Raw genomic sequence first — 10,991 nt, 5'->3', positions numbered from 1 at the left:
AATCAGTTGATATTGATTTTTAGTATCATTAATAAAGGTGGGATTCATTGACACATGTTAAGATTTCGGGAAAAAAAGATGCTGTGGACGATTTTGTCCGTCTGAGGTTCAGAAAGCATACTAAGGCGCTTGCGGATGCTGTCATGTCGAAAAGCAGTTTTGTCCGCTACGGAAGGCAGGAGGTTCTTTTTGCGCAGGGAGAAAATTCGGCGCACTGTTGTTTTCTTGTGAACGGACTTGTTCGTTTGAACAGGATACGGGAGGACGGCAGAGAGATAACAATTAAGTACATTTTTCCCGGTGAACTCAGCGATTCGGGCATTGTGGTAACAAAAAGTCTTTTCGGTGCCATGACGCTTGAAAATTCGGAAATCCTCATGGTGGAGAGGGACTGTATAAAGAAGCTCATTATGGCGGACAGTGAGCTTCTGGAAAACCAGCTTCAAAGGTGTGCATTGGATATGGTGCATCTTGTCGGGCTGATAGAATCCCATGCGCTGAACGGCACGCGGGAACGTCTTTGCGCATACCTTGAGCAGTTTTCAAAAAGGGAGCGTAACAGACGGTTCCGCCTGCCTGTTCCCAGATGCGAGCTGGCTGTGCTTCTGGGCAGTACCCCTGAAAACCTGTCCCGCGTCATAAAACAGATGACGAAGGACGGATGTCTGACCATAAAGGGCAGGGAAGTTCAGCTCAACTTTTAATTTCTTGACCCTTTTCTCTATTTAGTCCATTATTTTCGTACAATATTATTAAAGGTATAATTATGCTGGCAAAACGCATTATTCCCTGTCTGGATGTTAAAGACGGACGGGTTGTTAAGGGTACGAATTTTGTAAATCTCAGAGATGCCGGCGACCCTGTGGAGGTTGCCGAAATATATGACGCACAGGGCGCAGATGAACTTACTTTTCTTGATATAACAGCCAGTTCAGACAACAGAGGCATAATTCTTGATGTTGTTGCACGCACGGCTGAACGTGTTTTTATGCCTGTTACGGTGGGCGGAGGCGTTCGCGAGATAAAGGATATCAGAAATCTGCTGAACTCCGGCGCGGACAAGGTGTCGATAAACACTGCGGCTGTGCATCGACCGGAGTTTGTAAAAGAAGCGGCGCTCCGGTTCGGTTCCCAGTGTATCGTCGTTGCCATAGATGCAAAACGCAGACATAATGGCGAGGGCTGGGAGGTCTATACCCATGGCGGACGAAATGCCACGGGGATAGACGTTCTTGAATGGGCGGCGAAGATGGAGAGTTTCGGTTCGGGCGAGATTTTACTTACAAGCATGGATTGCGACGGAACAAAGGACGGATATGACAACGGGCTTAACCGTGCCGTTGCTGAGGCTGTGGGAATACCTGTTATCGCCAGCGGAGGCGTAGGCAACCCTCAGCATATATATGACGGACTGACAGAGGGAAAGGCGGACGCAGCGCTTGCTGCTAGCATTTTTCACTTTCGGGAATATTCCGTAGGCGAAGTTAAAAAGTTTCTTGCGGAACGCAACGTTCCGGTGAGGATAACGGAGTAAGGCGATGGATGTATCAATAATCGGCAAACTTGTCGATGTGGTTCGCGAGCGAAAAGCGAATCCGTCAGACGAATCATATACCTGTAAGCTATTGCAGGGCGGCACCAACAAGATAATTAAAAAACTTGGCGAGGAGAACGCGGAACTTATAAAGGCTATCCTTGTCGAAACTGACAGAGACGTGGCAGGTGAAGCTGCCGACTATTTATATCATATGATAGTTGCTCTTGAAATGAGAGGCGTAGCTTTTGAGGAAGTCACGGCAGTGCTCACAGAGCGTTTCGGGCATTCGGGTATACGAAAATAAGGACTTTCTCCCTCCTTTAACAAAGGAGGGTTGGGGTGGATTTTCTTAATAGTAAATGTAAATCACCCTTGGTACTCCTTCATTGAAGGGGCTTGTGGAACAGGGCGATAAAATAAACTTGACTTTCAGAATTTGTATGACTAGTATTGTTGCTCTTTGACCCTTAAACGGTCAGGGCTTTCAGGAGTTGATATCGTGAAGCTGTCTTTTGAAGAACTTCTTGCGGAAGGCGGACATTTCGAGGGAGACTTCGCCTTTACCGAAGACGACATGAAGGTTAACGTGGAGAACTTCTCTGCGGAGCTCATCCCCACAGATTCGGGACTGTTTCTGGATGTTGAGTTCAGCTACAGTTTTGAAGCGCCCTGCGCCAGATGTCTGGAACCTGTGACAGGGTTCGGAAAACAGACCGCGGGCATACAGCTTATGCGTCAGAGTCTTGAGGATGTTAAAGAAGAGACGGAGCTTACAGACGACGATATGGGCGTCTGCTGGGTGGAAGAGGACGAGATAAATCTCGAGGAGATAGTCCGTCAGGAGGTTGTATTTCACCTCCCCGTCAGAATGATATGCGGAGAGGACTGCAAAGGGCTTTGTCCCCAGTGCGGAGAGAACCTCAACCTTGGCAAATGTAAATGCAAAGACGTGACCGACCCCAGATGGTCGGGACTTGATAAATTAAAAAATAATTGAGGCTGTGCAGATGACACAGCTACTCTGATACAGGAGTATTAAAATGGGTGTACCGAAGGGTAAAACTTCCAGAATGAAAAAGGGCAACAGAAGAAGCCATCACCATGCAACAACAATGGCTTACAGCAAATGCTCAAACTGCGGCGAGCTTAAGCTCAACCACAGAGTATGTCCTTCATGCGGGTATTACAACAAGAAACAGGTAGTGGCGAAAGAAGAGATATAACATGAAAGTCGTCGTTGATGCCATGGGGGGAGACTACGCCCCGCATGAGATTGTCAAGGGTGCCGTTATAGCTGTTCAGGAATTCGGAACTGAACTTATCCTTGTCGGGGATGAGAAACAGGTCAAAGCAGAGCTTGATGCCTGTGGTCCGAAAGCCTCGAAAAATATCGAAATTGTTCATGCCGATCAGGTCGTCACTATGGATGACCTTCCTTCACAGATTATCAGGGCAAAGAGGAATTCCTCTATCCATGAAGGTCTGCGTCTTGTGAAAGACGGAAGCGGCGCGGCATTTTACAGTGCGGGTAACACCGGCGCTGTCATGGCTGTTGCCAAAATGGTGCTGAAAACTCTTCCCGGGATAGACCGTCCCGCCATCGCTGCTGTCATGCCCACAGTTAAAGGGCATACCGTGATGTGCGACGTGGGTGCTAACGTTGACTGCAAGGTTGAAAACTACATTCAGTTTGCAATCATGGCGAGTGCGTATGCATCTATCGTGATGGAAAAAGAGAAACCCACCGTCGGTCTTATGTCTGTGGGCGAAGAGGACGTTAAAGGGAACGAGACCACCAAAACGGTTTTCAAAGAACTTTCAGAACTTGGAAACCGCGGTGTCATCAACTTTTACGGCAATGTCGAAGGCAAAGATCTTTTCAGAGGCACTTCCGACGTTATAGTTGTTGACGGGTTTGCCGGAAACGTGGCGCTTAAGGTGTCCGAGTCCGCAGGCTGGTATATTTCAAAAATGCTTAAGGATGAAATACGCTCATCCACACTTTCAAAAATAGGCGCTCTCTTCATGATCCCCGCGCTTAAAAGGATCAAAAAGAAGGCGGATCACTCATCATACGGCGGCGCACCTCTTCTCGGGGTAAACGGCGTATGTATCATAGGTCACGGAAGCTCAAATTCCACCGCTGTGAAATACAGTATCAAAATGGCGTATGAGCTTGCGAAGCAAAAACTCAATGACCAGATAGAGAAAGCCCTCCCCAAAGCAGACACAGGTATTACGAGTTGACAAAAATGTCTGTTTCTGGAACAATGTTCCCGAAAAGTTCGACATGGTAACTAATTAATTTTTGCTGAACTTTCAGGTGGCGCATGAGTATATATTCAAGATTCACAGGAACCGGTTCCTATTTCCCTTCTAAAATAATGACCAATGATGATATCGCTCAATTTCTTGATACTTCGGATGAATGGATCGTAACCCGCACAGGTATAAAGCAGAGGCACGTTGCAGAAGAAGAATCCTGCAGCGATATGGCAACGGAAGCAGGTAAGAGAGCGCTTGAAATGGCTGGGCTGAACGCTAACGAGCTTGACGCCATCATAGTTGGTACACTTTCTCCGGATACCATAATGCCTTCAACAGCTTGCAGAGTTCAATACAAACTCGGCGCAAAGCCGTGCATGGCGTTTGACATTGCTGCGGCATGTTCAGGCTTCCTTTACGGAGTGCGTGTCGCTGATGGCATGATACGCTCCGGAGGTGCCAGAAATATTCTGGTCATCGGTGCGGAACATCTCACAGCATGCGTTGACTGGCGCGACAGATCGACATGCATCCTTTTCGGTGACGGAGCGGGTGCGGCTGTTGTCTCTGCTGATTCCACACCCGGCATCAGAAGCATATTCAACTATGCCGATGGGGAATACGGCGAGCTTCTTAAACAGGACAATCTCGGATCGCAGTATCTGAAAAAAATGATAAATGAACCCGCCATCGACCACATGATAAAAATGAAGGGCAACGATGTGTTCAAAATTGCCGTGCGGGCTATGGCGGATGCGGCACAGGAAGCGGCGGATGCTGCCGGATTTTCATCCGACCAGATTGACTGGATGATTCCTCATCAGGCAAATCTGCGTATCATCGACGCGGCTGCGAAGAGACTTGGACTTGACAAAGAGAAGGTGATAATTAACCTTACAAACTATGGGAACACGTCAGCGGCAACTATCCCCACGGCGCTTGATCAGGCTGTACGCGACGGACGTATACAGCGCGGACACAACGTTGTGTCTGCGGCATTCGGCGGCGGACTTACATGGGGAAGCATGGCGTTTACGTTCTGATTATTTCCCTCCCTCCTTTAGCAAAGGAGGGTCGGGGTGGATTTTCTTAATTAAATCCCCCTTAATCCCCCTTTTATAAAGGGGGAGATATAAGGAGACATATATAATGGGTAAGACAGCGGTTGTTTTCCCCGGACAGGGGTCACAGTTCGTAGGCATGGGAAAGGATTTTTATGATGCCATGCCGGAAGTTAAAGCGATTTTCGATAAGGCTGATTCGGCTCTGGGCTACAGCCTGACAAAGATAATGTTTGAAGGTTCCGAAGAGGAACTTAAAACCACATACAACACCCAACCCGCACTGCTCACAATGAGTGTCGGTATCTGGGAAGTGCTTAAAAACAGAGTTAAGGCGGATTATTTCGCCGGACATTCTCTGGGGGAATATTCTGCGGTTGTTGCGGCTGGCGGCTTCACATTTGAAGAGGGCGTTCTTGCCGTCCACAACAGAGGAAAGTTCATGCAGGACGCCGTACCTGTGGGCGTCGGCGCTATGGCTGCTGTTATGGGTATAGACGACGAGGCGGTTGTTGAAACCTGTAAAGAGGTTTCCGGCGTTAAGGTTGTTGAACCCGCAAACTTTAACTGCCCCGGACAGATAGTTGTTGCAGGGCATAAAGAAGCGGTTGAAGAATTCTCAGAGAAGATAAAGGCAAAAGGAGCGAAAAGAGCTCTTCTGCTTCCGGTTTCAGCACCCTTCCACTGCTCGCTCATGAGACCCGCCAGAGAGAAGATGGCGGATTACCTCAAAAATAACATAGTCATAAAAGACCTGAACACTCCTGTGTTCAATAACGTTGATGCTAAAGAAGAAAAGAACTCTGCTGATGTTTACGATGCGCTTTGCAGACAGGTGGACGGAGCAGTTTTATGGACAACCCTGATAAAAAATATGGTAAACTCAGGGGTGGACAGATTCATAGAGGTGGGAGCAGGACAGGTTCTTGCGGGGCTCATCAAAAAAATAGACAAAAACGTGACCGTTGAAAACGTTTCCAAGGTCGCGGATTTACCGGAGTAAACATGGTACTTGAAGGAAAAGTAGCGCTGGTTACAGGCGCTTCCAGCGGCATTGGCCGTATCATCGCGCTTAAAATGGCCGCACAGGGTGCAAAAGTTGCGGTGAACTATATCGACATCGCAAACATCAAAGCCGATGCAGAAGCTGTTGTTAAAGAGATCACAGACAAAGGCGGCGTTGCAGCTGCGTTTGCTGCCGACGTTTCAAAAGAGGACAGCGTTGAGGCAATGATAAAAGAGGTTGAAGGCACACTCGGCACTGTGGACATCCTTGTGAATAACGCAGGGATCACTCAGGACGGGCTCATCATGCGTATGAAGGTTGAACAGTGGGAAAGAGTTCTCGACATCAACCTTAAAGGCGCGTTCATCTGTACAAAAGCCGCTCTTAAAGGCATGATGAAAAAGAGATACGGAAAGATCGTAAACATCGCTTCCGTAGTAGGTTTTTCAGGAAACGCAGGACAGGCTAACTATTCCGCAAGCAAAGCGGGGCTGGTCGGTCTCACAAAAACTTCCGCACAGGAACTTGCAAGCCGTGGTATCAGAGTTAACGCTGTTGCTCCCGGCTTCATCCGCACCGCAATGACAGACGGACTTCCCAAAGAAGTTGTGGACGCAATGCTCGCGAAGATATCTCTTGGCGAACTGGGCGAGGCGGACGATGTTGCGGAAGCCGTAATGTTCCTTGCGTCACCCGCATCAGACTATATCACAGGTCAGACAATCCACGTCAACGGCGGAATGTACATGTGATAAAGCTTCGTAAGAAGCTTATATATAAGGCGGAAATTAAAATGACTGGATTTCTGCCGCAATATTTAGTAAATAACACATGCAATGTGATGAGAAGAAGATAATTCTTTAAAGAGATCATAGGAGGACAGAAAATGTCAGATATCGCAGCTAAAGTAAAAGAGATTATTGTTGAGCAGCTTAATGTTGATGCGGACGCAGTTACAGAAGACGCATCTTTCATAGACGACCTTGACGCTGACTCTCTTGACACTGTTGAGCTTATCATGGCTTTTGAAGAAGAGTTCGATCTTGAAATTCCCGATGAGGAAGCTGAAAAGATCAAAACTGTCGGCGATGCCATTTCTCACATCGAAAAAGCAAAAGCGTAAATTTTATCATAATTCAGATGAGGGGGGATTTCCGTTAAGGTTGTCCCCCCGACCTTTTCTAAATGGAGGATTTTGTGAAGAGAAGAGTAGTTGTAACAGGCTACGGGCTTGTAACTCCCCTCGGCAGCGGAAATGAGAAAAACTGGGATGCTCTTATGAACGGTAAGAGCGGAATCAAATATATTCCTGCTGAAAGACTTAACACTGAGGAACTCCCTGTTAAGTTTGCAGGTGTTGTTGACGATTTTGATGCCGCCCAGTATGTTAAAGACCCCAAAGCTGTCAAAAGGCACGAACAGTTCGTAATTTTTGCCATCGCTGCTTCAGCTATCGCTGTGAAAATGGCGAACTTCGATTTGGAAAAGGCCGATCTCACCAGATGCGGTACTCACATCGGTTCAGGTATCGGCGGCTTCAAAGCTATTGAAGACACCACAAGAGATTTTGATGCGAAGGGCGTTAAGAAGATTTCACCCTTTTTCATCCCCACTTCCATCATAAACATGGCGAGCGGTGCGGTATCTATTGAATTCGGATTCAAAGGACCTAACTACAGCATCGTTACAGCTTGCACAACAGGAACCCATTCTGTGGGCGAGGCGGCAAGACTTATTCAGCACGGATATGCCGACGTTATGCTCGCAGGCGGCACAGAGAGCGCCATCACGTCGCTTTCCATCGGCGGTTTCGGCAATATGAAGGCACTTTCACGCAGAAACGACGACCCCGAAAAGGCTTCACGTCCCTTCGATTCAGACCGTGACGGTTTTGTTATGGGCGAAGGCTGCGGCATCATGCTTCTTGAGTCATACGAGCACGCTATGGCGAGAGGCGCAAAAATTTACGGCGAATATGCAGGGTACGGCGCGTCTGCCGATGCATATCACATGACAGCACCCGATGAAACAGGTGACGGCGCTATGAGATGTATGCAGGCGGCACTTGAGGACGCAGGTATTAAACCCGAAGACATCGGCTATATAAACGCACACGGCACTTCAACTCCTTTTAACGATAAGATAGAAACTCTTGCTGTTAAAAAAGTTTTCGGCGATCATGCTAAAAATGTGAAGATCAGCTCAACAAAATCAATGACAGGTCACCTTCTCGGTGCGGCAGGTTCCGTTGAAGCTATCTACTGCTGTATGGCGCTTGAAAAAGGCATACTCCCCCCGACAATAAACTATACCACCCCCGATCCCGACTGCGATCTTTACTACGTTCCCAATAAGCCTGAGAAATGTGATTTCAAATACGCTCTCAGCAACTCGTTCGGATTCGGCGGAACAAACGGTACATTAATATTTAAGAGATATGAATAAAAAGCTGAGTTCGGATCTCGAAACTCTCGAACATAAGCTAGGTTACAGCTTTGGCGACAGGTCTGTGGTGTTGGAGGCTCTGACCCACAGATCTTACGCCCATGAGAAGAAGAACAACAAAAACTATGAACGGCTCGAATTTTTGGGCGACGCAGTTCTTCAGCTCATAGTCACGGAATATCTGCTGGACAGATATAAGGACTATGACGAGGGACTTCTCTCAAAACTTCGGGGCTTTTTCGTCAGTGAAGGATTTCTGAGCAAGGTCGCAACTGAGATGGAGCTTGGGGATCACATCCTTCTTGGCAAAGGTGAAAAAGCGTCCGGCGGCAAATATAAAGAATCACTCCTCTGCGATATATTTGAATCCGTGGTGGCTGCCATCTATCTTGACGGCGGTTATGACGAAGCGCGCAAGATCATCATCGACCATTTCGGTACAAGAATTGACGAGGATATTTCAAACAGCACCTTTATAGATTCCAAAAGCGAACTGCAGAAGATAACCCAGCGCCAGTTCGGCACCCTGCCTGAATATACGGTTCTGGACGAATCCGGTCCCGAGCATGACAAGATTTTTCTGGTTCGGGTGCATGTCGAAGGACTTGTTACTGAAGAGGGCAAGGGAAAGACAAAAAAGAACGCAGAGAAAGCTGCCGCGGCAAAAGCGCTCAAGAAACTGGGTAATGAAAAATAGGATACTTCCCGTATTCATTCCTTTCGCCGGATGCAGACAAAGATGCGTCTATTGCAGTCAAAACTCAATTACAGGTCAGAATCCTTCTGAAATTCTTTCATCAGTCGAACAGCAGATAAGAAAATATCTTGATATATCAGATAACTGGGATGAGCTCGCCTACTACGGGGGAAGCTTTACCTGTCTGCCTGACGCGCTTCAGCAGAGGCTTTATTCTATTGCTCGCGGCTATGGTTTCAAAAAGTTGCGTTTCTCCACCAGCCCGGATTGTGTAACCGACGCAAATATGGCAGAGGCTGCGGCAAAAGGTGTAGAGACAGTTGAGATAGGTGTGCAGAGTCTTGACGATGACGTTCTTAAGCTTAATAAACGTCCATGTAATTCAGAAGAGACCATTCAAGCGCTGCACACGGTAAAAAAACACATTAAAAAACTTTCCGCACAGATAATGACAGGCATGTACGGCGAGAATTTTTGTAGCTTCGACGCCACAGTGACTTCTGTGCTGAGTGTAAAGCCTGAATATGTGCGCATATACCCATGTGTTGTACTGAAAGATACGGAACTCTATTCTCTCTGGCTGTCCGGCGAACACGTCTGTCTTCCTTTGGCAGAGACACTGGCACGCTGTGCGTATGGTCTTATACTGTTTGAGGCGGAAGATATAGAGGTTATCCGCATCGGTTTACAGGACGCTGAGAGTATGCAGGAGCAGATCGCCGCGGGTGAGTATCATCCGGCGACCGGAGACATGGTTAAAACAATAGCCGTTGCCATATATTTAGGTTTGGGGCATAATCTGGCTCTGGACAGGAAATATATAAACACTGCATACGGTTATAACGGATATAACAGAGAAGCCTGTGAGGGCAGACTTGAGATAAAAGAGGGCGCAAAGCCCGACATCAGAACAATATGCAAGAGGATAACTGAAGTTGAGAGTTATAAGCGGTACATTCAAAGGCAGGCAGCTTTTCACGCCGAAAGACTTGTCGGTTCGCCCCACAACGGATAAGGTACGCAACGCTGTATTTTCCGTTCTTTTTGATACTGTGGAGGGTGCGCATGTTCTCGACCTCTTCTGCGGAACAGGGTCATACGGTATAGAGGCGATAAGCCGCGGCGCAGACAAGGCAGTTTTTGTGGATACTGACGTTACATTCGTCAAAAAGAATATCAAAGACATGGAAGACAGCACAGATATCATAAAAGGCGACGTTATAAAAATTCTTCCGACGCTTACAGGAAAGTTTGACGTTATCTTCATCGATCCGCCATACGGTAAATACGCTCCTGCGGAGCTTCTGGGTATGATAGCAGACGGAGAACTTCTGGCAGAGGGCGGAACAATCGTATTTGAAGAGAGCTTCCGTTCACCATTTGATGTTGCAAATACAGACTTTTTTATAGAGAATGAGAAAAAATACGGCGATACGAAAATATATTATCTCGCGGCAGGCGGCGGTGGCAAATGATTGCAGTCTATCCCGGAACATTCGACCCGATGACAAACGGTCATGTGGATATTGCTGAGCGGGCGGTAAAGCTGTTCGGCAATGTCATTCTTGCTGTGTCCGAGAATAAAAAAAAGGGGACTGCGTTCACTCTGGAAGAGAGAGTGGAGATGGCTAAAGAAACCATGGCGTATATGCCGCAGGTAACTGTAGTGCCTTTCACCTGCCTGCTGGTGAATTTTCTCAAAAAGCATAAAGCGAACGTTGTTGTGCGCGGTCTGCGGGCTGTGAGCGACTTTGAGTTTGAGTTTCAGCTCGCACTCATGAACAGAAACATGGATCCGGACTGTGAAAGCGTTTTTCTTATGCCCACACAGGAGCATATCTTCTTAAGCTCAAGCACCATACGCGAGGTTGCCCTCCACGCAGGCGATGTTGCCCAGTTTGTTCCCGCCTGTGTGAACAAACGTATCATCGAGCGTTTCGGCAAGCCCGAAATGGAGTGCAGATAAGCCTTAATCCGTTG

The 10,991-nt window shown here is 47.5% G+C and carries 15 protein-coding genes; all 15 read left to right on the top strand.

The features are described 5' to 3' along the window. Positions 1–47 precede the first annotated feature (47 nt). The 15 genes from LRY47_RS01620 to coaD all read left to right on the top strand — a co-directional run bounded on the left by LRY47_RS01620 (position 48) and on the right by coaD (position 10,977). Positions 48–704 (top strand): Crp/Fnr family transcriptional regulator, encoded by a 657-nt coding sequence (locus LRY47_RS01620; protein WP_295221871.1) that lies wholly within the window; start codon positions 48–50, stop codon positions 702–704. Positions 705–766: 62 nt separating this feature from the next. Then, the gene (gene hisF / locus LRY47_RS01615) at positions 767–1,534 is read left to right on the top strand and encodes an imidazole glycerol phosphate synthase subunit HisF (protein WP_295221869.1); all 768 of its coding nucleotides are present in this window, start codon (positions 767–769) and stop codon (positions 1,532–1,534) included. 4 nt (positions 1,535–1,538) lie between these two features. Then, entirely contained in the window at positions 1,539–1,841 is a 303-nt protein-coding gene (gene hisE / locus LRY47_RS01610; protein WP_295221868.1) for a phosphoribosyl-ATP diphosphatase, read from the top strand. A 195-nt stretch (positions 1,842–2,036) separates the two neighbouring features. Further along, positions 2,037–2,534, top strand: coding sequence for a DUF177 domain-containing protein (locus LRY47_RS01605; protein ID WP_295221865.1), 498 nt, complete (start codon positions 2,037–2,039; stop codon positions 2,532–2,534). Positions 2,535–2,577: 43 nt separating this feature from the next. Further along, positions 2,578–2,760: a 50S ribosomal protein L32 gene (gene rpmF / locus LRY47_RS01600; protein ID WP_295221862.1), complete on the top strand. Its 183-nt coding sequence runs from the start codon at positions 2,578–2,580 to the stop codon at positions 2,758–2,760. A gap of 1 nt (position 2,761) precedes the next feature. After that, positions 2,762–3,784 (top strand): phosphate acyltransferase PlsX, encoded by a 1,023-nt coding sequence (gene plsX, locus LRY47_RS01595; protein WP_295221859.1) that lies wholly within the window; start codon positions 2,762–2,764, stop codon positions 3,782–3,784. 83 nt (positions 3,785–3,867) lie between these two features. Next, positions 3,868–4,845: a beta-ketoacyl-ACP synthase III gene (locus LRY47_RS01590; protein WP_295221857.1), complete on the top strand. Its 978-nt coding sequence runs from the start codon at positions 3,868–3,870 to the stop codon at positions 4,843–4,845. 106 nt (positions 4,846–4,951) lie between these two features. Next, positions 4,952–5,866, top strand: a complete 915-nt coding sequence (fabD, locus tag LRY47_RS01585; protein WP_295221855.1) for an ACP S-malonyltransferase — start codon at positions 4,952–4,954, stop codon at positions 5,864–5,866. Between the two features lie 2 nt (positions 5,867–5,868). Further along, complete coding sequence (gene fabG, locus LRY47_RS01580; protein WP_295221852.1) at positions 5,869–6,621, top strand: 3-oxoacyl-[acyl-carrier-protein] reductase; 753 nt, start codon at positions 5,869–5,871, stop codon at positions 6,619–6,621. A gap of 134 nt (positions 6,622–6,755) precedes the next feature. Continuing rightward, positions 6,756–6,992, top strand: coding sequence for an acyl carrier protein (locus tag LRY47_RS01575; protein WP_295221849.1), 237 nt, complete (start codon positions 6,756–6,758; stop codon positions 6,990–6,992). Between the two features lie 74 nt (positions 6,993–7,066). Further along, positions 7,067–8,314 carry a beta-ketoacyl-ACP synthase II gene (gene fabF / locus LRY47_RS01570; RefSeq protein ID WP_295221848.1) on the top strand — a complete coding sequence of 416 codons (1,248 nt, stop codon included), beginning with the start codon at positions 7,067–7,069 and terminating at the stop codon, positions 8,312–8,314. Continuing rightward, positions 8,307–9,011, top strand: a complete 705-nt coding sequence (rnc, locus tag LRY47_RS01565) for a ribonuclease III (RefSeq protein ID WP_295221845.1) — start codon at positions 8,307–8,309, stop codon at positions 9,009–9,011. The genes fabF and rnc overlap by 8 nt, the downstream gene beginning before the upstream one ends. Beyond that, entirely contained in the window at positions 9,001–10,026 is a 1,026-nt protein-coding gene (locus LRY47_RS01560) for a radical SAM protein (RefSeq protein WP_295221842.1), read from the top strand. Before rnc ends, LRY47_RS01560 begins: the two co-directional genes overlap by 11 nt. Then, positions 9,947–10,486: a 16S rRNA (guanine(966)-N(2))-methyltransferase RsmD gene (gene rsmD, locus LRY47_RS01555; protein WP_295221839.1), complete on the top strand. Its 540-nt coding sequence runs from the start codon at positions 9,947–9,949 to the stop codon at positions 10,484–10,486. Before LRY47_RS01560 ends, rsmD begins: the two co-directional genes overlap by 80 nt. Beyond that, a complete protein-coding gene (coaD, locus tag LRY47_RS01550; protein ID WP_295221837.1) occupies positions 10,483–10,977 on the top strand; it encodes a pantetheine-phosphate adenylyltransferase in 495 nt (164 codons plus the stop codon). The genes rsmD and coaD overlap by 4 nt, the downstream gene beginning before the upstream one ends. The last annotated feature ends 14 nt before the right edge of the window (positions 10,978–10,991 follow it).

The sequence above is a fragment of the Seleniivibrio sp. genome (assembly GCF_021209385.1).
In the GTDB taxonomy this organism is placed as follows: Bacteria; Chrysiogenota; Deferribacteres; order Deferribacterales; family Geovibrionaceae; genus Seleniivibrio.
The sequence above is the reverse complement of the archived record's forward strand: the minus strand, read 5'-3'. Positions and strand labels throughout refer to the sequence as shown.

Coding starts and splice junctions, on each gene's coding strand:
- hisF (WP_295221869.1), top strand. CDS start 767: ATGCTGGCAAAACGCATTATTCCCTGTCTGGATGTTAAAGACGGACGG.
- rpmF (WP_295221862.1), top strand. CDS start 2,578: ATGGGTGTACCGAAGGGTAAAACTTCCAGAATGAAAAAGGGCAACAGA.
- LRY47_RS01560 (WP_295221842.1), top strand. CDS start 9,001: ATGAAAAATAGGATACTTCCCGTATTCATTCCTTTCGCCGGATGCAGA.
- rnc (WP_295221845.1), top strand. CDS start 8,307: ATGAATAAAAAGCTGAGTTCGGATCTCGAAACTCTCGAACATAAGCTA.
- plsX (WP_295221859.1), top strand. CDS start 2,762: ATGAAAGTCGTCGTTGATGCCATGGGGGGAGACTACGCCCCGCATGAG.
- LRY47_RS01590 (WP_295221857.1), top strand. CDS start 3,868: ATGAGTATATATTCAAGATTCACAGGAACCGGTTCCTATTTCCCTTCT.
- fabD (WP_295221855.1), top strand. CDS start 4,952: ATGGGTAAGACAGCGGTTGTTTTCCCCGGACAGGGGTCACAGTTCGTA.
- coaD (WP_295221837.1), top strand. CDS start 10,483: ATGATTGCAGTCTATCCCGGAACATTCGACCCGATGACAAACGGTCAT.
- LRY47_RS01575 (WP_295221849.1), top strand. CDS start 6,756: ATGTCAGATATCGCAGCTAAAGTAAAAGAGATTATTGTTGAGCAGCTT.
- fabG (WP_295221852.1), top strand. CDS start 5,869: ATGGTACTTGAAGGAAAAGTAGCGCTGGTTACAGGCGCTTCCAGCGGC.
- hisE (WP_295221868.1), top strand. CDS start 1,539: ATGGATGTATCAATAATCGGCAAACTTGTCGATGTGGTTCGCGAGCGA.